Source organism: Neptunicoccus cionae, from assembly GCF_014643735.1.
Classification (GTDB): domain Bacteria; phylum Pseudomonadota; class Alphaproteobacteria; order Rhodobacterales; family Rhodobacteraceae; genus Amylibacter; species Amylibacter cionae.
This window is the reverse complement of record NZ_BMKA01000001.1, coordinates 423,036-444,108: the sequence shown is the minus strand read 5'-3', so window position 1 is coordinate 444,108 and position 21,073 is coordinate 423,036. Positions and strand designations below refer to the sequence as shown.

The 21,073-nt window shown below is 54.9% G+C and carries 14 protein-coding genes and 1 tRNA gene; 8 read left to right on the top strand and 7 right to left on the bottom strand.

From position 1 onward, the window contains the following. The first annotated feature begins 161 nt into the window (after window positions 1-161). The gene (locus IEX10_RS01930; protein ID WP_188670384.1) at window positions 162-1,823 is read left to right on the top strand and encodes an FAD/NAD(P)-binding protein; all 1,662 of its coding nucleotides are present in this window, start codon (window positions 162-164) and stop codon (window positions 1,821-1,823) included. Window positions 1,824-1,842: 19 nt separating this feature from the next. Here IEX10_RS01930 and IEX10_RS01925 read toward each other — a convergent pair whose 3' ends face one another. Next, window positions 1,843-4,746, bottom strand: coding sequence for a hybrid sensor histidine kinase/response regulator (locus IEX10_RS01925; protein ID WP_188670382.1), 2,904 nt, complete (start codon window positions 4,744-4,746; stop codon window positions 1,843-1,845). A gap of 297 nt (window positions 4,747-5,043) precedes the next feature. Between IEX10_RS01925 and IEX10_RS01920 the strand changes: the two genes are divergently transcribed. Both IEX10_RS01920 and IEX10_RS01915 read left to right on the top strand, forming a co-directional pair. Continuing rightward, on the top strand, window positions 5,044-6,300 hold the full coding sequence (locus IEX10_RS01920; RefSeq protein WP_188670380.1) for a DUF2254 domain-containing protein: 1,257 nt from the start codon (window positions 5,044-5,046) through the stop codon (window positions 6,298-6,300). A 219-nt stretch (window positions 6,301-6,519) separates the two neighbouring features. Further along, a complete protein-coding gene (locus IEX10_RS01915) occupies window positions 6,520-8,958 on the top strand; it encodes an ATP-binding protein (RefSeq protein WP_188670377.1) in 2,439 nt (812 codons plus the stop codon). Between the two features lie 43 nt (window positions 8,959-9,001). On the opposite strand, the gene IEX10_RS01910 is transcribed toward IEX10_RS01915, so the two are convergent. Beyond that, entirely contained in the window at window positions 9,002-9,892 is an 891-nt protein-coding gene (locus IEX10_RS01910) for a hypothetical protein (RefSeq protein ID WP_188670375.1), read from the bottom strand. A 55-nt stretch (window positions 9,893-9,947) separates the two neighbouring features. Here IEX10_RS01910 and IEX10_RS01905 point away from each other — a divergent pair, with 55 nt between their 5' ends. Together IEX10_RS01905 and IEX10_RS01900 are read left to right on the top strand one after the other, a co-directional pair. Further along, a complete protein-coding gene (locus IEX10_RS01905; protein ID WP_188670373.1) occupies window positions 9,948-11,612 on the top strand; it encodes an ABC transporter permease in 1,665 nt (554 codons plus the stop codon). A 67-nt stretch (window positions 11,613-11,679) separates the two neighbouring features. Next, window positions 11,680-11,755 (top strand) — tRNA-Thr (locus IEX10_RS01900). Window positions 11,756-11,976: 221 nt separating this feature from the next. On the opposite strand, the gene IEX10_RS01895 is transcribed toward IEX10_RS01900, so the two are convergent. The 4 genes from IEX10_RS01895 to IEX10_RS01880 form a co-directional block, all read right to left on the bottom strand. Next, window positions 11,977-13,575: a phospholipase D-like domain-containing protein gene (locus tag IEX10_RS01895; protein ID WP_229678396.1), complete on the bottom strand. Its 1,599-nt coding sequence runs from the start codon at window positions 13,573-13,575 to the stop codon at window positions 11,977-11,979. Between the two features lie 184 nt (window positions 13,576-13,759). Further along, a complete protein-coding gene (locus IEX10_RS01890) occupies window positions 13,760-14,113 on the bottom strand; it encodes a hypothetical protein (RefSeq protein ID WP_188670371.1) in 354 nt (117 codons plus the stop codon). 113 nt (window positions 14,114-14,226) lie between these two features. Further along, a complete protein-coding gene (locus tag IEX10_RS01885) occupies window positions 14,227-14,898 on the bottom strand; it encodes a hypothetical protein (protein WP_188670369.1) in 672 nt (223 codons plus the stop codon). Window positions 14,899-15,026: 128 nt separating this feature from the next. Next, window positions 15,027-16,283: a urate hydroxylase PuuD gene (locus tag IEX10_RS01880; protein ID WP_188670367.1), complete on the bottom strand. Its 1,257-nt coding sequence runs from the start codon at window positions 16,281-16,283 to the stop codon at window positions 15,027-15,029. A gap of 96 nt (window positions 16,284-16,379) precedes the next feature. Here IEX10_RS01880 and IEX10_RS01875 point away from each other — a divergent pair, with 96 nt between their 5' ends. Further along, complete coding sequence (locus IEX10_RS01875) at window positions 16,380-17,297, top strand: LysR family transcriptional regulator (protein ID WP_188670365.1); 918 nt, start codon at window positions 16,380-16,382, stop codon at window positions 17,295-17,297. 90 nt (window positions 17,298-17,387) lie between these two features. Here the strand turns inward: IEX10_RS01875 and IEX10_RS01870 are convergent, their stop codons facing one another. Beyond that, the gene (locus tag IEX10_RS01870; protein WP_188670363.1) at window positions 17,388-18,605 is read right to left on the bottom strand and encodes a calcium-binding protein; all 1,218 of its coding nucleotides are present in this window, start codon (window positions 18,603-18,605) and stop codon (window positions 17,388-17,390) included. Window positions 18,606-18,994: 389 nt separating this feature from the next. Between IEX10_RS01870 and IEX10_RS01865 the strand changes: the two genes are divergently transcribed. Then, window positions 18,995-19,486: an ureidoglycolate lyase gene (locus IEX10_RS01865; RefSeq protein ID WP_188670362.1), complete on the top strand. Its 492-nt coding sequence runs from the start codon at window positions 18,995-18,997 to the stop codon at window positions 19,484-19,486. 55 nt (window positions 19,487-19,541) lie between these two features. Continuing rightward, complete coding sequence (locus IEX10_RS01860) at window positions 19,542-20,972, top strand: uracil-xanthine permease family protein (RefSeq protein WP_188670360.1); 1,431 nt, start codon at window positions 19,542-19,544, stop codon at window positions 20,970-20,972. Window positions 20,973-21,073: the final 101 nt, after the last annotated feature.

Sequence of the window (21,073 nt, the reverse complement as noted above, 5' to 3'; positions counted from 1 at the left end):
TAGAGTATTTGAGCGATCACTCAATGCTTAAATTTGAGCAGTCACTCAAATGTGAGTTTCTGCCCTGTGCTGGACAAACCCCTGTGACACGCCACATTCTGTTCCAATCTGTGCGGATACCTCCCAAACGGATGCTGGACCGTCGAACCAAGGAAGTTTTTATGACACGCGAGACTGACAATATTCGTATCGCCCTGATTGGGGCCGGCCCGCGTGGCCTTGGCGCGCTCGAAGCGTTGGTAACACGGCTGAAGGACAGCGGCACCGCGCTTGACCTCACGGTGTTTGACGATTTGCAATTGCCCGGCGCGGGTCCGAATTTCGACCCAGCCCAAACGCCCCACAGCATTCTAAACATCCCCCTGCGCGAGGTTGATATCCCGCCTGCGCTGCCCCTGCCCTGCGGTGATTTCGCTGAATGGCAGTCCCAACGCGGACATGGTGATAGCGAAAGGTTCCCACCCCGCGCAGAGCTTGGCGCCTATCTGATGGCACGATTTCGCGAGCTGACGCGCTTTGATGGTGTCGACATCAAACTGACAGCCCTTAAGGCCAAAGCCTCGCGGTTGGATCAAACGGATGCAGGCTGGCACATCAATGCGCAGGGTCAGGATTTCGGCCCCTTCCACGAGGTCCTTCTTATTCCGGGACAGCCGCGCACCCCGCCGGACCCGCAATGGGCGGACTGGATGGATCATGCCGAAAATACCGGTGCCTGCGTAATCAACGCCTACCCCGACCGCCAACTGCTGGCGGCGGCGCAGGATTGGTCGGATCGCAGGGTCGGCATTCGCGGTTTGGGCCTCTCCACTTGCGATGTGATGCGGTTTCTGACCGTAGGGCTCGGGGGGCGGTTTGAGGATGGCGCCTACCACCCGTCAGGCAAGGAACCCGCGATGATCTATGCGTTTTCGCTGAACGGACAGCCCCCCTTCCCCAAACCCGTGGACAATTCGCTAGACCGCAAGTTCGACCCAACCGCGCAAGAGGTAGAGCAGTTTGAAATCGCAGTCCAAGAGGCAGTGTCCCAAGGACCAGACCGTGCGCTCTCCCCGATATGCGAGGCGTTGGTCCCCCCAGTGGCGCGGATCGGCGCGTCGATGGGGGCGGATTTTGACGCAGCAGATGTAAAGGAATGGCTCCGGACCGAACGCGACGCTCCGGGAGATCAGGAAAGTGAGGGGCCGCAGGAAACCTTGGAACATGGCATTGCGATGGCCCAAGGCAGTACCCCTCCGACGGTGGGTTATTGCGTCGGGCAGGTCTGGCGCAAAATGCAGAACGAATTGCGCGCGAACTTTAATTCGGCGCGGATGGAAGCCGAAACCGCCCAAAAGATTGTCGGCTTTGACGAAGGGTTGAAACGTTATTCCTATGGCCCGCCGCTGCGGTCCTCAAAAGAACTGCTGGCGCTGTTGGATTGTGGACTCGTCAGCCTTCGAGTGGTCGACGATCCCGACATCCAATTGATTGACGGCGGTTGGCATCTGGAAGAACACGATGCAGAGGCAAATGTCTCTGTCATGATCGACGCCGTTTTGCCGCCCCCGTCACTTGACGCCGTGTCAGACGAACTGTTCGAGCAGTTAAAATCCGAAGGCACACTACAGTCCCGCTATGAAAGCTCCGGCGCGGTGACGGCCCCTGACGGGCAGGTTGTCGGCAAGGATGGAACACCCCGTAACGGGCTGTCCATGCTCGGCCGGTTAGCGCTTGGCAGCGTGATCGCAGCCGATTCCATCCACGATTGCTTTGGCGCGTCCTCGGAACGCTGGGCCGATGGTGTACTGGACCGCGCGGGGCAAGAGGCGACACAGCCCTAGGCCCCCCGCGCGACCAGTTCTATTCCGCTGCGGCCTTGCTTACCAAACGGTCAAGGGCGTCGCGCAACTGGGTTTCCTGAAACGGTTTTGTCAGCACCGCACAATTCCCAAGAACCTCGGCTGCCCGTACTTCTATGCCACCAGTGGCAAAAACGATGGGTAAGCCGGGAAAGGTCGCCCGTGCTTCCGTGGCGAGCTCTTCGCCCGATTGCCCCGGCAGCCCCACATCGGTGATCAACGCACCGACATCCTGTGCGTTCAACACTTTCAGCGCGTCAGGACCGTTGGTGGCCTCAAACACGGTATATCCTGCCTCGCGCAGGCCTTCTGCGATGTCGGTAAGGATCAGGAAATCGTCTTCGCAAACGAGAACCGTCAGACCGCGAGACGCGCCCTCATCCGTGTCCTGAGAAGAGCACTGGGCCACGGCCCCCTGTGCACCGGCTTCGGGCTGTCTCACATCGCTTACACTGGCCGTGTCCAATACCTGTCGGATTTTTCGTTGCAGTTCGGACTGCGTGTAGGGTTTGCTTAACAGTTGCACCCCTTCATCAAGACGCCCGTCATGCACAATCGCATCCTGCACATAACCAGAGGTGAACAGAACCGGCAGATCAGGGCGAATTTCCTGTATCTGCTTGGCAAGTTCCTGCCCGTTGGTTTTCCCCGGCATCACCACATCAGTGAACAGCAGATCAATATTGTGAATCCGGTCCAGAATGGTCAGCGCCTCATCCGCATCCGCCGCTGGCAATACCCCGTAGCCGAGATCCTCTAGCATCAGGCGGGCTGTTTCGCGCACTTCGTCGTCATCCTCGACCATCAGAATGGTCTCGGTGCCGTACATCACCCCTTGGGTGTTCACAGTGCTGCCGCTTTCAACCGCCTTCAGCGTGCGCGGCAGATAGATGTTGATCACTGTGCCGCTACCGACAGCGCTTGTGATTGTGATGTGGCCACCCGATTGTTTCGCAAAGCCGTATACCATCGACAGGCCCAAACCGGTGCCGTGTCCGTCTTCTTTGGTTGTGAAAAACGGCTCGAAGATTTTTTCGATGATTTCCGGTGGCATACCACAACCGGTATCGCGCACCGAGATCACCACGTATTGCCCCGCATCCACGACCGGATGAGACGCTGCATAGGCATCGTCAAATTCCGCATTACCAAGCTCGATCGTCAGACAGCCCTGCCCGTTCATCGCATCCCGTGCGTTAATCGCAAGGTTCAGCAGGGCGTTTTCCATATTGTTGGGGTCGACGTTGGTGTTCCACAAACCGTCCGCAACCGAGGTTTCAATTTCCACCCCTTCCCCGACGGCACTGCCGAGAATATCAGTATTTTCTGCCAGAAGCTCCCCCAGATTGAGAGGCACCGGTGACAAGGGCTGTTTGCGAGCAAAGGACAGCAACTGCGACGCCAGCATCGCCCCGCGCGAAACGCTTTTAGTGGCTTGCTCCAGACGCTCTTGCACCGGAGAATCTGGCCCAATTTCGCGGGCCACCAATTGCAAGTTACCTGTAATTACCTGAAGCAGGTTGTTGAAATCATGGGCGATTCCCCCAGCCAGCCCGCCGATGGCTTCCATCTTCTGGCTTTGGCGCAGGGTGGCATGCAGTTCTTCCAGTTCGCGGTTACGCCGTGATACACGGGTTTCCAAAGTGGCGTTCAGCCGCTCTATTTGCTCTTCTGAAGTTTTGCGTTCTTCGATGTCGGTATTGGTGCCGACCCAGCCGCTTAAAGCGCCATCATCCGACCGCAAAGGAGATGCACGCACGATGTGCCAGCGATAACTGCCATCCGCCGCGCGGATACGAAATTCAGATTCGTAATTCACCTCGTTCTGAATAGCGTCGGTCCAGTCTGCAACCGCACCATCCACATCGTCCGGATGCAGAACGTTAACCCAGTCTGGCCCGTATAGTGAACCCTCCGGAGCGCCTGTGTACCCGTAGATACGGTCATTCAACCAGTTCAACCCGCCATCGCGATCGGCTGTCCACACGTGGTTTGGCATGGACTGCGCCATTGTGCGGAATTTCTCACGGGTGGCCGCCAGATTTGCCTCGGCTGTCTTTTGCCCGGTCACGTCATGGCCTTGCACAAAAATGCCATTGACCCCACCATCAACATCCCTCAGCGGGTGGAACATGAAATCAACGTAGAACTTCTCGGGTTCCGCTTCGGGTGTCGCCTGAAGCGTGGCTGGCATCCCCTTGAAGGAGACAGGCTCCCCCGAAGAATACACCTGATCCAGCAGATCAAAGAAACCTTGTCCCTCAAGATCGGGCAATGCCTCCCGCACGGTCAGGCCCATAATGTCCCGTTTTCCGATAAGGTCGATATAGGTCCGGTTCGCTATTTTGAAAACATGATCCGGCCCGTCCAAAACCGCCATAAAGCTGGGAGCCTGATCAAATGCCGACTTGAAAAAATCGGTCATGGCTTCCAGTGCGAGGTTCTGGTTTGCCACCGCCTCTGCCCGCTGGACCATCGCGACCTGTTCTGGCAGGTGATCGAGCCCGCCACCATCGCGGCCGCGGTATAAATTCGTTACATCCATCGTGTTCTGCAGGATAAACTCGACGCTGCCATCGTCCCGCAGGATCGGCGTGTGGGTCGCGCTCCAGAAGCGATCCTCGACTGTTCCATCTTCAGTTTCAATAGGATACGGGATAAGTGGCAGATGATCCGCCCTCCCCGTTTCGATAACCTTGCGAAAGGACCCTTTCAGCATTTTGTCTGACACAGAGTCGGGCGGCGCGGGAAATTCTTCCGTCATCAAGCGACCGATCAACCGCTCGCGGGTGCGTCCGGTCACTTTCAGATAAGCCTCATTTGCCCAAACCATGCGTAAATCTGTGTCGAGCAGAACATAAGGTGATAAGGCGGATGCAAAAATTGCGTCCAGATTAATTTGCATTCCGACAACTCCGTCAGTCCAAAAAATATTCGGGCCTGATAATATCGTCTTATCAGTCTCTTAAGTAAAGAGTGAGAGACTGATAAAGATACCAAAAAACACACGAAACTTTTTTAAAACCTAGATCATTTTTGCACCATTTCAAATTCTGTGTGCACCCCTGCGGATGTTTATGTTTGCCCTCCCCTTCAACCCCGCTAACTTCATTAAATATCAATATTTTCACGGGACGGCTTAGGGCGTGGACCGGCAAGCCCGCCATGTGGTGTTAAGGCTTAATTCAAAGATGGTAAAACAATGAAAACCCGATTTATCCATTCCGTTTTGCAACTGCGTAAACGGCTTTGGTTCAAGCCTTTGGTCTATTGCCTGATTGCGGTTTCAACCGCCCTGTTTGCCCAATTCGCCGATAGCCTGCCCTTTAGCCAACAACTCCCCGAGATCACTTCGGGCACGATCGAAACCCTGTTAACGATCATATCATCGTCAATGCTCGCCGTTGCAACTTTCGCGGTCGGATCGATGCTGTCATCTTACACCTCCGCCAGCCAGTCTGCCACGCCGCGCGCTTTCACATTGGTGCTGGAAGACGATGTTTCCAAAACCGCATTGTCGAGCTTTATCGGCGCTTTCATCTTCAGCATCGTATCTATCGTAGCACTGAAAACAGGCTTTTACGGACGCGGCGGATTGTTCGTGCTGTTCATGCTAACCCTCGCAATATTCGCTTGGGTCATTCTTACCTTTGTGCGCTGGGTCGATAACATCGCACGATTGGGCCGGTTGGGCAGCACCATCAACAAAGCCGAGAGCGCGGCGCAAAGATGTATGGAGAAACATCAGAAAGCCCCGTTCATGGGTGGCGTGCAGCAAACGGTCAAGAATACGCTGCACGGGGTGGAAATTTACTGTGACGAAATTGGATATGTGCAATACGTCAATATGAACGCATTGCAGGAGCTTGCAGCGGAACACAACCTGCGCATGATGATTGCCGCCCCGGCCGGACAGTTTCTGGCACCTGATCAGCCGATTGTCATTCTTGACACATTGGAAGACCCCGAGCCCGAAGTGATTACCGAAATTCAAGAGGCCTTTGTCATGGGCGTTAACCGCACCTTTGACGAAGACCCCCGCTTCGGACTGGTCGTTCTCGCCGAAATCGCAGCCCGCGCGCTGTCCCCCGCTGTGAATGATCCCGGAACGGCGATTGTTATAATCGGCAGCTTCGTGCGCCTGTTTGCAAACTGGGCCGAAGTCGCCGCGCAACAAGGTGAACCGGAGGTCGTCTATAACCGGATCATCGTTCCTGCACTTGAACTATCCGAACTTTTTGACGATGCCTTCACCCCGCTCGCTCGGGACGGGGCTGGCACCGTGGAAGTTGGCATTCGGCTGCAAAAAGCGTTCGGCTCGATACAGGCACTGGACTATCCTGGTATGTCCGTGGAAGCCCGCCGGCATTCCAAACTGGCACTGGAACGGGCAAAGCGCGAGCTGCCAATTCAAGAAGATCTGGATAGGGTCACGCAAATTGCCTCGGGTATTGGATAGCCCATCGGAACACTCACTTCAGGCCACACATCCACGGCCGATTTCCCGCGACGGTGTGACATTCAAGCCCCTTGGTAGACGCAATCTCGCTTTGGTGGTGCATTTTAGGCTGCGCGACCAGCTGAAAACCGCTTACAGTCCACTCAGATAAAATGCGTGTACGGCTGGCCGATTATAGAAAAGCACAGTAACGACACCGGAACGATGGGCAGATCGGGTATGAATTCAAAACGAAGTTCGTTTTGGTTACAATGGTTGGTGATCGGGTTCTGCCTGACGGCTTCCATTCTGGCTACAATTGCAGTCAAACGGATTGCCGACCATAAATCGGAAGACAATTTTTCGGTTATTGTCGAACAAGCGGTCACCTCTCTCAGCCGTACCGCCGAGATTTACGAACGCACCCTTGGCGGGCTCGCCGGTTTGTTCATTGCGTCCCAAGACATCAGCTTTGTCGAAATGGACGATTACGCCCGTGCCATTAACATCCACGGCAACCAATCCGGCATCAATGCCATCGGCTTTGCGTCTCATGGAGAGGCCGATCCGGACAGTTTGATTGTACGTCGCATCAGACCCCGCACCCCCGGTGAATCCGTGATTGGCACAGACTTCAATCTCTACCCCGAGATCGTCAAAGCCGCAAAAACAGCCCGAGAAACCGGAACGCTTGCACTGGTTCCTGACATTAAGCTTCCCATCAACGGCGAATTGCTCAGCAAGGGCATCCTGTTGCGACCGGTAACACGGATCGAACGCATCACATCGGACGGGTCTCTACGTCCTGCCGAATTCCTTGGCTATGTCTTTGCGATCCTTGACATGAATAGGGCTTTTGCCACGTTGTCTCCTGCACAAAACGAACTTGTAGAGCTGCGCGCATGGTTTGCCGAAGGCACGCCCGCGACACCCCCTCTATTCCAGAATATCCCTGCCGCAGATGCAAATCAGAACCCGAAATTCGTGCGGGATATGCACGTCGAGAGCTTTGGCCGCCCCCTCCGTCTGTTGTGGACAGGTTCGAACAAGTTCGATCTTATCCAGCCCTTCCGCGCGCCTTGGGTGATGCTGGCACTGTGCCTCGCACTGACAGCCCTCATTGTTACGATGCTGCGCTTTATGAACCGGCGGGAACGTACGATCACACGGCTCGTGGAAGAAAAATCAAACGAGCTGGTGACACGGGAAACCGAACGGCGCTCTATCATCGAAAACGCCATGCTCGCGATTGTATCGACAGATGCGAACGGACAGATCCTTCAGGTTAACGGCGCAGCACAGTCGCTTCTGCTGACGCCCAAAACCATTGGACTGGAAAGCCGCAACATTGTCGAAGTGCTGCCTGGTCTGGACCCGAGCGAACCGGATTCCCGTTTCAAACTTACCCTACCTGCCACAGAATACAGCCATGGCGAGACCATTCTGGAGGTTGAGAAAAACACATGGTTAACCTCTGACGGCGAAATCCGCGTGACCCTTCTGATGCGCGACATCACCAAACGGGAACGTCAGGCGCGCCAGATTGCCAAAATGGAAGAGCGCTGGGATCTGGCGCTGATTGGTGCCCAAATCGGCGTATTCGATATCGATTTTGAGAAAAATACGTCCGTCGTTTCAAAAATGTGGCGCATGATGATGAATATCACCAGTTCGATAGACCCTGCCGATCCGTTCAAGGATTTGCTCGACCGCATCCACCCCGATGACCGTGAAAATCTAACCAAAGCCCATCGCGCCTGCATCGTTGGGGGCTGCGAACGGGCTGAAGCCCGCTTCCGCGTTTCTGACAGCGGCTCGGACTGGCGCTGGATTCAATCCGATGCGATTGTGGTGGAATGGGACGAAGAAGGCACCGCGCTGCGCATGATCGGTACTCAAGTGGACATCACCGACCGCATCAGGGTGGAGCGGATGAAACAGGATTTTGTTGCCACCGTAAGCCATGAACTGCGCACCCCTCTTACGTCCATCAAAGGATCGCTCGGCCTGTTGGAATCCCAACTGGCAGAAGCCAACCTTCCGGTGGCCAAGAGACTTGTAGACATCGCACAATCAAATTCCGAACGGCTTTATACTCTGGTGAACGATATTCTGGACATGGAGAAAATGAACGCCGGCCAGATGCAGATTGATGCAAAGGCCGAATGTCTGAGCAAACTGCTGGTGCTGGTTTCCGACCAAATCGCGCCCTATGCAGCCCAATGCGGTGTCGGGCTGGACGTGTCGATCCCCAAAGGCAACTATCGCATTTGGACTGACCAGAAACGGATTATTCAGGTCCTGACCAATCTGCTGTCCAACGCCTGTAAGTTCTCGGATCAGGGCACACGGGTCCGCCTAAGCGCACAGCTTTTGTCTGGTGAAGTCCGGATTGCGGTCACGAACCACGGGCCAGGCATCCCCGAAGAATTCCACCCCCGTATCTTCCAACCCTTTGCGCAGGCCGACACGAAGGCAAACAAAAAGAAGGTGGGCACTGGGCTTGGGCTGAATATCTCTCGCCATCTGGTGGAATCAATGGGCGGCACTATCGGCTTCAAAAGCATTCCGGATCAGAAGACCATATTCTGGTTCACCTGCCCGCTTGCAGATGACACTGATAAGAACTTTGACGAAACAGAGACCGAAAATATTGATCAGCTGCGTGCGGCTTCATAATGGGAACAACAAGAGGTGAATGCCTTGCGCAATCATCGCGGGCTCAGTCGTAGCGCTCCGGTGAGAGCATCGTGACGTTGTCCATCCGCTCAATATAGTAGAGATCATCTTCGTAGTTTTCAGTCATACCCTCGGTCAATTCTTCAGGCCAGTGCAGCTCATCATTGAAGCCCTGCGTGCTCGGGAATTTCTTATCAAACGCACGGTTCAACTTCTCGAACTCCGCCCGTGTCTCTACGGGATGCTCCTTAAGATAGGAGTGCATCAGTATCGCTCCGCGCAAGGACAAACCGCTGTTTACCGGCGTGCTGGTGCTCACCAGAAGTTCGCGGTTTTTGATCCCCGTCAGGGCCTGTGCCACATCGCGCCACATGAAGGGGTAATCTTCAAACCGCCAAGCGGTGATCGGCAGATCGGCCTTTTTCATCTGTGCGCGGTGCAGGAAATCTGACCATCGCAGCCCCTGCAGGTTCGCATCCGCGACAAATTCCTCGAAGGATAGGGCCGGAGTGTGCCGAATACCGGCGCAGTAACAAGATGGAATAAAGCTCGCCGGATTACGCAAACCGACGAAAATCCTTAACGGCGCCCCGTCCAGCACATTTAAAATCCGCGACATGGTTGTGGCAATCCGCGGATAGAAATATTCTTTCCCGACTGGCCGCATCAATGTTCCCGAAATACTCGGATCTATCATCACAACACGGCGATACTTTTGATCTTTGGTCAACGCGGAAATCAGTGCGCCCTTCACTTCAGCCGAAGGAACCCCGGTGCTGATTTGCTTGATGGCCCGTGAGAACGCCCGCTCGGCCTGATCGGCCAATGGCACACAAATTCCCTCGGACTGCAACAAGTCACGGTTCTGCCAGAGCACCCTACGGAGGTGTTGCGTCGCGCTCCGATGCACGCCGATGTGAAGCCTGAAATCCATTGACTGCCTGTTACACGTGTAGACACCGAAATAGCTATGGTTTAAGCGCGGATCAATGGTTGAAACATCAGATATAGCGCCTGTCACTTCTGCGCCACGGCGCAGACGATACGGTCTGGACGGCTGGACGCTGCTGGGGCTGTGCATTGCCCTGCTCGTCATACTGCCTGTGGCCACAGTATTCTGGCTCGCCTTCTTCCCGCGAGAAAACATTTGGCCCCACCTACTTGCCACGACCCTGCCCCGCTATATGACCAACTCCGTCATCATGATGGCCGGCGTCGGATTGCTGGCGGGCGTGGTCGGCACCCTCTCTGCCTGGCTGATTGTCATGTACCGTTTTCCAGGCCGCAACGTCCTGCAATGGGGATTGCTGCTGCCACTGTCCATCCCCGCCTATATCGCAGCTTTCGCGGTCGTAGACTTCCTAGAGTATGCCGGACCGTTGCAAACCGGCCTACGCGCGCTGTTTGGTTGGGTCACACCACGGGACTACATGTTCCCTGAAATCCGATCTCGCGGCATTGCCATCATTGTTTTAGCAGGCGCACTTTACCCGTATGTATATTTCCTCACCCGCAGTGTCTTTCGCACCCAGTCCGGCGCCGCGATAGAGGTCTCCCGCGCCCTTGGCTGTGGACCTGTGGCAAGTTTCCTAAGGGTGGGCCTACCCCTCGCCCGTCCGGCCATCGCCGCAGGTGTCGCCATCGTGATGATGGAGACGTTGAATGAATTTGGCGCGATGGAATTCTTCGCCGTCCAAACTCTGACCACCGGCATTTTTACCGTTTGGCTAGAAGCCAGCAACGCTGGGGGTGCCGCCCAACTGGCCTGCGTGATTCTTGTCTTTGTTACCGTTCTTGTCCTCCTTGAAAAACTCTCTCGCCGCAGGATTAAATTTCACGAGACCGCCCGCAATATGCGCCCGCCAGAACGGCAACACCTGCGCGGCACCAAAGGCATCGTTGCTTCCTTGTTTTGCACCCTCCCTGTGTTGGTCGGTTTCGTTCTGCCCATAGCTATACTTGCTGACCATGCCCTTGGCCGCGCCAAACTCTGGAGCGATCCTTTCCTGTGGCAGGCAACTCTGCGCACGGTCCTGATTGCCGGTGGTGCTGCAGCCATTACAGTCGTTGCAGGCGTCCTACTGGTGTTTAGCGTCCGCCTATTCCGCCACAACGGGCTAAGCCGTATCCTTCCTGTCACCACAATCGGTTACGCCGCACCCGGAGCAGTTCTCGGCCTCGGCTTTTTGATACCGCTCTCCATGCTGGATCACCGCGTTGCTGACGGCATCCAGTGGCTCACAGGCTTTGATCCGGGCCTGCTGCTGGTTGGGTCGGTGGGGGCTATTATGCTGGCCTACTGCGTGCGTTTCTTTGCTATTGCTGTGGGCACAGTCGATGCCGCCTTTACAAAAATTTCTCCCTCTCTCGGTATGGCCTCCCGCTCTTTGGGACAGTCGCCGCGCCAGACATTGATACGGCTTTACGCCCCGATGATAAAAGGCGCGGTCGCCACCGCTGCCCTGCTGATATTCGTCGACAGCGTAAAAGAACTACCTGCAACATTACTGTTATATTCCAAGACCACATTGGCCACCTCCGCCTATCAACACGCCTCTCTAGAAGACATCGAGGGCGCCGCACCAGCCGCACTTGTTATCGTTCTGATAAGCCTGATTGCCGTTGCAATTGTGAGCCTGACAAACAGAGATTAATTTTTTGCAAACCTCCGCAAAAAACCTCTTGCATTCCCCCTCAACTTGCCTCAAAAGCCCCCCCAGTGCCCCTATAGCTCAGCTGGTAGAGCAACTGATTTGTAATCAGTAGGTCCGCGGTTCGAGTCCGTGTGGGGGCACCATTTTACAGAACAAACTGCTAGCGAAACGCCATTGATTTCCGCCACGCGGAACGGGTCAGATTCAATTCTGTTTGTTGCTCAAGGGCATTAACCAAGTTGTTGTCTGCGTTCCTGTGACATGGGGCAACTCGCTTAAGATACGCCGCTCATTCAGCCTAGGCGGAACGCTTTAGCGATTGCGGCATGGAATACGCTAGAGGTTTGCTATTTCCAGAGCCCCTCTATTTGCCCCATTTACGCCATGCGAGCCAGCTGAGGGCGACACCACCGGCTAGGATTGCGAGGTGGCGGGGGCGCAGCCCCCTGCCCGCGTTCGTTTCCTCACCAGGGTGATAACGCGGATCAAGCAGCCTTGTATCGGCGAGCACCTCCCCGATGGCAGAGGCGCTGTCACGGGTTACTTTGCGCAGGCCGCGCCCCTCCTGCCGGTTCAAACGCTCGATCGTGGGGATGAACCGCCGCTCACTGGCGAACGCATCTGCAAATTCGTTAGGTGTGACGTCAAGATGTTCGGAAATAAGACGAATCCGCGAGTTTTCGATCACCTCTGCCGGTTCTGCGATAGCAACATCGCATTCCGTATCAAATCCCATAGACCGATCGTTAATATTGCTCGACCCGATTTTCAGCAGGATGTCATCGACCACCATAATTTTGGCATGAACGTAAATCGGCTCTCCTGCTTTGGTAACGGGGAAATATATGCGAAAGCGGTTCTGGTGATCCGCGGCTTCCAATCGCTCCACCATACGTTGGCGCAGTACGTGCATCGCATTGTCTTCCAACTGGGATTCCGCCTCCACCGGATTGATCACGACTATCTCTGGCCCGCCTTCTTCGTGCAGGCGCTCTTCCAGTGCGGCGCAAATGCTCTCGGCGGCAAAATACTGGGATTCAATGTAAATCACCTGCCTCGCCGCCTTAATCCCGTCTAGGTATAGCTGTTCGATCTCGTTGATCAGGGGCTTCTCGTCAAAAGGTGGTTCTGTGCGAGAGACCGCCACATCAATATTTGTCGCGTCCACATCCAACCCGTCCGGCCAAGAGGTCGGTGGCGTATCCCTCGGGGGGGTCAGCGCCTCTCCGTTGGCCCTGTGCCAGCGCCTGCGGGACAGCTCTGCCAGCGCGGCTGCGGCGGGACCTGACAGCGCCGAGGTCGCGTCGTGCCAGGGACCGGAGGGGGCCCCATCCTTGCAAATCCGGCGGGGATCATCTGGCAGATGTTCTGACGTGTCCCAGCGTTTTTCCGTTGCATCGATACCGCCGCAGAATGCGAGCGCATCATCCGCCACGACAATCTTTTGGTGATGGCAGGCGCCGAACGGATGATGGCCGTCCAGTGCGAAGTGAATCCGGTCACTGCCAAACATGCTAAGCGCGATAGCAGGCGCCAACCGCCCGGGGGCGGCCAGCACTGCGCCGTTCCATTTCAGCATGTAAACATTAAGATCCGGTGAACGCGCGACAATGGCTTCGATAAAGCTGCCCAGCTGGTTTGGCAGACCATCAGGCGCCAACCCGTCTTCGTCCCCCTCTCCGGGAAGCATTTCCAGTTCAAAATCAAAGTCCCAACCAATCAGCAGCAGCTCTTTCTTGGCGCCAATAAACACCTTGCGAAGCACCCGAAAATAATCCGCCGCATCCACAATCAGCGCAAATTTATCCGCCCGCGCCACCTGCCATGTCGTATCGTCGGTGAACAACGCCCCCTCCGGCAGCGCGGTCGGGGCGTCATGGGCAGTGGGATTCGGCTTTGGATCGGTATCACTTGGCATTGCAGCACTCCCGTTGTCGATTGCATCATGGACCCAATCGTCCACGCGCGACACCCCCCTTAAGGGGCCCTCTGCAAGGGCAACGGCTGACTGCGCCATCGGTTCCGTGTCTGTGAAATAAATTAGGGGGCAGTTATCGATCGACCGTGCTAACAATTACAATTTAGCATACAGGATCATCGAAGACGTACTGTTAAAACAACTCAAGTCTGCGGACGCTTGTGCCGTCTCAAGCGATCAATTGCGCAGCTTTCTCTACAAGTATAATTGCTCGGTCTCGGGGAATCTTCTGCTTATCCCCCAAGGACTGCAACTCTGTTTCTGTTCCATACCCGCGCAAGATTCCATTTACCGCTTGCCAAACTCTCGGCGTATGGTCGATCTCACTTGCTACCCTACTTGCCAACTTCTCAATTTTTCTGATCCTCTCTGCACTAAGATGATCACGCGGCTTAGTGGACTGCGGTTCAGGAAGAGTTTTTTCCAAAGATCGGTCCAATGCATTTTCCAGCCAAGGTTCATCAAAAAATGACTTATCCATCAGTTTGGCATCGTTCCGGAAAAGCTTTTCAAGCTTAATCATTAAATCTCTGTCTAAAGCGAGTTTTTCATCCGTCTCAGTCGGCAATTTACCCACACAATAACCAACTGAACCGCCGACAGTTGTACGAACATTCTTTGGGACTTCGCATTGAATTAGAGTTCTCTGAAAACACGCATCGCGGCAATTTGTGAAACATTCAAAGACCGATTGGTGATCCCGGGGTCGCGCAGCGCAAACGGCGTTCCCTCCAACACGAAATGGAAAAAATCGGATACAACATCATTGTCATTTAGCGCATCGCGAATGAACGGACGAACAGTGAGTCTTTCTCCAAAAGAGTCTTTCCAATCAGAAAATCGAGAATGATAATTCAAAGCGGAATCTGTGCTTAGAGTATTAAGCAACGGTGCCATATCACGCACGAACATACCATTTTTGACACGTTGAGCATAGGTAGACACAAACCGATCCGCGTGAGGACGCACATAAGCCAGTATGCGCATATTTTCTACGAATTCAGGCAAATATTCCGTCAAAACTTCTTTGAAGATTTCCGGTCTCACCTGTGAGAAGAACTCCGAAGACACAACACCATAATCGGCTTCCGTGTTTAAAGCCCATTCAGACAAAGCTGAAAAGCGCTTTTCACGCATTTCAATTGATGCCTTTCGGCGGACAGATTTAGCCAGCCCAACTTCGTTTCTGAAATGGGATTGTGCAATCGTTTTCGCTTCACATTTCCACAGTCCTCTGGCCACCGCATCTTGGATAGAACTCGAACCGTTCTTGGGATCGCCAATGTGAATAACTAGATTTTTAATCATAGAATGAGAAACCTTGCATCGACCGAATAGTGCACTGTGAACATCAATGCTGTAATCTCAGAAATTGATGGGTCGCGCAAGTGGGTGGGCTTTACCTTAAATCTTCGGCGATTATGATATAGCCCCCCCTACTCCAATACCCCCGCCAGTGTATTCTCATTCGCTCTGCGGAACCATTTCACGATCTTCACGCGGTCCTCGTCTGGCATGTAGGTGATGTTTGCGGGAGGCATGGCGTGGGTGACGCCGGATTGCAGGTAGATTTGGCGCGCGGCGCGGGCGACGTCGGATTTGGTCTCCAGATGCACGCCTTTGGGGGCCCAGTGCATGCCCTCCCACGCAGGTTCGCGGGAGTGACACATAGAGCAGCGGCCAAGGACTATTTCGTGGACTTTTTCAAAGCCTTCAGCCTCGGCATAGCGCTGTTCGTAGTTGGTTAGCGGCTGGTTCTCGACCGTATCATATTCCCCGTCCCAGCTTGAAGCGGTGGACAGCCATGCGATGATCACGAACAGGATCACAGTCGCCGCCCATGTCCAGCTTGGTCCCCGTCCGGTGGCGTGCATGGTGTTGAAATAATGACGGATGGTAACGCCTGTCAGGAAGATCAAAGAGGCGATAATCCAGCTGTATTCTGTCGCAAAGGCCAGCGGGTAGTGGTTGGACAGCATCAGGAACAAAACCGGCAGCGTCAGATAGTTGTTGTGGGTGCTACGCAGCTTGGCGATCTTGCCGTATTTCGGATCAGGGGTGCGGCCTTCCTGCAAATCCTTCACCACAATGCGCTGGTTTGGCATGATGATCAGGAACACATTCGCCGTCATAATTGTCGCCGTAAACGCCCCCAGATGCAGCAGCGCAGCGCGCCCTGTGAAGATCTGGTTATAGCCCCAAGACATGGCCACAAGGATGACAAACAGCAGCAGCATCAAAAGGGTCGGCGTCTCACCCAGTTTGGATTTGCACAGGAAATCGTAACAAATCCAACCGATTGTCAGGGAGCCGCCGGAAATCAGAATAGCCTGCCACACCGCGAGATCGGCTTTGGCTGGGTCAATCAGAAACAGCTCTGCCCCGACCCAATAAACGATCATCAGCAAGGCGGCACCGGACAGCCATGTGGCGTAGCTTTCCCATTTGAACCAGATCAGATGATCGGGCATATTCTCGGGCGCGACAAGGAACTTGCGGATGTGGTAAAACCCGCCCCCGTGCACCTGCCATTCCTCGCCATGGGCACCAACCGGCAAGTCGGGCGCCTTACGCAACCCCAGATCAAGTGCGACAAAATAGAACGACGATCCGATCCATGCGATGGCCGTAATAACGTGCAGCCAGCGGACCGCGAAGGCAAACCAATCCCACAAGATTGCGATATCATACATAAATCTGTTCTCCTTTGACTTGTATTTACCCTATCGTCGGCCCGATTTTCGCGCTACGCCTGACATTCAGCAAACAGTGTCAAAAAAAAACTTACAATGTCTTATTTCGATAATATCAGAACCTTCATACGGGTGTATGAATTGGGCAGCATGTCAGCGGCGGCGCGGGACCAGCGGATATCCCCCGCGGTGGCTTCGGCGCGGATTTCCCAGCTTGAGGCCCATCTTGACGTGCGCCTATTCCAGCGCACCACCCGCAGTTTGACCCCCACCGAACAGGGACAGTTGTTCTATGAGGGTGCTTGCGGCGTGCTCGAAGCCGTAGAATCTGCCGAGGCGAGTATCGGTGATGTGACGGACAATCCCCGTGGCACACTCTATATTGCGGCACCTCTTGGGGTGGGGCGGCGCTTGATTGCGCCCCACACGCCGGAATTTACGGCGCAGTATCCGCTTGTGGATGTGCGCCTTAGGCTGAGTGACCGCAACATTGACCTGACAGCCGAGGGGTTGGATATCTCGTTCTTTCTGGGGCGACCTGCAGATTCCAACCTGCGTATTCGCAAGATTGCCGACTGCCAGCGCGTTCTTTGTGCCAGCCCCGCCTATATCGAAAGCCACGGCCACCCCAAAACCGGCGCCGAGATCGAGCGGGGCCAGCACAACTGCCTGAACCTGCGCTACCCCGGTGCGGCCGAGTTTCAATGGGAGCTGGAAACATCAGACGGACCGCAGAAATTCAACGTACGGGGCCGGATAGAATGTGATGACGGGGATGTTTTAACGGATTGGGCGCTGGCCGGTGCGGGCATCGCCCTGAAACCCGTTTTTGAAATCGCCGAGCATTTGCGCAGTGGCGCACTAGTCCCCGTGGTGGAAGAGACCCCGCCCCTGCCCGTTCAGATGGCTTGTCTTTATACCCACCGCCGTCATCAAGACCCCAAAGCGCGGCTGTTTATGGAGTTCATGATCGAGCGCATAGAATCCGCAATCCGCGCCACCGAGCAGACCTGACGTGCAAAGCTGAACGGCACCAAATCTGTCAGTTGATACCACCGGCAGGTTCCAGACATGCCGGTAGTCATTTCGCATCTATAACGACACTCAGAACAGGAAGTCGTTTGCCCCGAGATCAGCAAGATCCACGTCAATCAATGTAATGGAATTGCCACCTTGCGAGATTGTAACATCCGATCCGTTAGCAGCCTGTTCCATGTGATTGTTCGCAAGATCATTCCAGTGTTTGATCTGCGTAACGCTGCTAAGATCAATCACCTCACTGTTGTTGCGAGCCCCAAAATCGGTGATCACATCGTCGCCGAATTTGTTCTGGAACACGAATGTGTCCGCGCCTTTGCCGCCGGTCATTTCGTCGTCACCAGCACCACCTTTGAACGTATCCTTGCCGTTCCCGCCAATCATCTCATCAGCGCCTTTGCCGCCGTTCAGAAGATCCTTGCCACGGCCTCCATAAAGCTTGTCCGCTTTATTCCCGCCCAGCAGCGTGTCGGCCCCGTTGGCCCCGTTCAGAACGTCCTTACCGGCCCCGCCCAGCAGCTTGTCCCCGCCGGAATTGCCATAAAGATAGTCGCCCGATTGCTTGCCAATCAAAACGTCTGCACCTGCGTCCCCAAAGAGAAAATCCTCGCCACGCCCGCCGTCGATCTTATCATTGCCCGAACCGCCCGAGATGTAATCCGTCAGCGCAACCGCAGCACGGTCCCCCGTCAGAGTCTCGCTTGATGATCCGCCTTTTTGAAGGGAAACGGATTTATCCGAAAAGGAAACGATCTCGACATTTTTCAGGCTGTCCTTTCCATAGGCACTCTCGATGCGGAAACCAGCGTTTGTTGTCGAAACCGAAGCGGTTGACGAATGCACGGACACAACAAATGTATCGGTGCCAGTTCCACCGTCGACACTGTCGTTTCCACTCCCCAACTCGATCCAGTCATCTCCGCCATATGTGCGATAGGAATCACCCTGTTCCCATGCGGAAACAATCGTGTCGGAACCGGCGAGAAGCGCTTGCTCGACGCGGGACGGGCTGGCGTAGGCCATATTGGAAACGTTTAGGGAAAAACCTGTAGCGGTGACAAGCTGACTGCCGCCGTAGCTCATGCTGATGGTGTTTAACGTGCCTCCTGAAAGCCCGTAACTGTCGTAATAAAAAGCCCCTGTCGCATAGATACTGAAGCCTCCTGCGGAAGCGGAAATATGGCTGCCAGAGTAGTTGTTGACACGTGCGTCGTCAAAATTGGTTGAATACAGGTCACTGTAGGTCCAGTGGTTTGCGGAGGAATAGATCGTTACGTTCGCCATTTTTACTTTGCCTTCACTTGGTATTGGTAAGGCTTTTAAAACGGGTAAATACTATTTTAAAAACCTAAGGTAGAATGAACCCCAAAGACACCAGAAAAACCTTTTGGTTTCAAGGGGGCGATGGGAGAGTCTTGCCTTCCGCCTGTCTCAAAAGCGGGACAACAATGTCACTGGGCCTTGCTGTGAAGGGTGAAACAGTGGCGTAAAATTATTCAAACCCTGTCAATATCTTAGCTAATTACCCTAAAAATCCTGTAAAAATTTACAGTGCTTTCGTTTTTTCTTGAAAAACGCGGCGCTGTTTGTGTCCTATACCTGCAATAGGTTGAAATTCGTTAGACAGTTTCTTCAATTCCGATAAAGCCGAACAGATCCGGGAGAGCCCTGTTATGCACCGAACCATCCAGGTTAGTCCTATCACCAGCGCGGCTTTTGCCCCATTTGGCGAGGTTCTGGATGTCGAAGGTCCGGCGGATAAAATTATCAACGAAGGATTGTGCGGACGTTACCATGACCGCGCCACGTTGGAGTTCAACGAAGGGCGCGCCGGTGTTAGCTTGTTCAACGCGCAAAAGCGCGACCTGCCGTTGACGCTCACCATGATGGAGCGCCACCCCGACGGCAGTCAGGCCTTCCTGCCAATGCACCAGAACCCGTTTCTTGTGATCGTGGCACCGGATGCAGGTGGCGCACCGGCAGAGCCTGTCGCCTTTATCACCGCACCGGGGCAAGGCATCAACTTTCACCGCAACGTCTGGCACGGCGTGCTGACACCGCTGCATGATCCCGGCCTGTTCGCCGTAGTGGATCGCATCGGAGACGGCGCAAATCTTCAGGAACACTGGTTTGACCACCCTTGGGAGGTCACAGACACAGATTAATCGAACCGCCGTCAAGAGCGGGCAATAGGGAAACGTCTTATAGGGAGACACATAAATGTCAGACAATTCACTCGGGACAGCGGAACAACTCCGCGATCCCAATTTCACGCCACCGTTGCACAAGGCGATCCCTCTCGGGATTCAGCACGTTCTGGCGATGTTTGTGTCGAACGTGACACCGGCGATCATCATCTCTGGGGCCGCCGGTTTCGGCTTTGGCTCTGATGCGGGGGCGCAGGGCTTTCCGGATATGACCTATCTGATCCAGATGTCCATGCTGTTTGCAGGGATCGCCACACTGTTCCAGACCATCGGCATGGGTCCGGTTGGCGCACGTCTACCCATCGTGCAGGGCACCAGCTTTGCCTTTATCCCGATCATGATTCCGCTGGTCGCCGGTAAAGGCGTAGAGGCCATGCCCGCCCTTTTTGGCGGTGTGCTGGTGGGTGGCTTGTTCCACGCAATCATCGGGACGTTCATTGGTAAAATACGTTTCGCGCTGCCCCCGCTGGTCACCGGACTGATTGTAACCATGATCGGCCTTGCGCTGGTTAAAGTCGGTATTCAATACGCCGCGGGCGGTGTGCCTGCTATTAACAAACCGGAATACGGCAGTCTTTTGAACTGGTCTGTCGCCCTTGTCGTGGTCCTTGTGACGCTGGGGCTAAAGTTCTTTGCCCGTGGGATGATGGCCGTCTCCGCCGTGGTGATCGGCATTATCGTGGGGTATTTCTATTCGATGATCTTCGGATTGGTCACGTTTGACGGCATCGCCACCAGCTGGTCCCGCGCGGCACCTATCGCAATGCCTGTTCCGTTCAAATACGGGCTGGAGTTCGGCTTTGCAGCAATCGTGGGCTTCTGCCTGATGGCCTTCGTTTCGGCGGTTGAAACCGTAGGCGACGTTTCGGGTATCACCCGTGGTGGCGCTGGCCGCGAGGCAACGGACGCCGAAATCACCGGTGCGACCTATGCAGACGGTGTCGGTTCTGCGGTTGCAGGCATCTTTGGCGGCTTTCCGAACACATCGTTCAGCCAGAACGTCGGCCTGATCGCCATGACCGGCGTGATGAGCCGCCATGTGGTGACCATCGGCGCAATCTTCCTGATCATCTGTGGTCTCGTGCCGAAAGTGGGCGCCCTGATCCGCACAATCCCGATCGAAGTGCTTGGCGGTGGTGTCATCGTCATGTTCGGCATGGTCGTTGCCGCCGGTATTTCCATGCTTTCAGATGTGAACTGGAACCGCCGCAACATGGTGATCTTCGCGATTGCCCTGTCTGTCGGTCTTGGCCTACAACTGGAGCCCAAAGCCGTGCAGTACCTGCCAGACACCCTGCGCATCCTGATGACATCGGGCCTACTGCCTGCAGCGGTGATTGCGATAGTCCTCAACCTTGTGCTGCCAGAGGAACTGTCCAACGAGTCGACCGAAGAAGTATCGGGCGGCATGTCGGGACATGGCTCTGGCAAGTTGAGCGGCTAAATCCAGACGTATCCAATCAAAAGGGCGCCCGATTGAGGCGCCCTTTTTTGTGTCTTATCCGATCCATTTTCTTCAAATATCCTCGCCGAAGGCAAAATTCC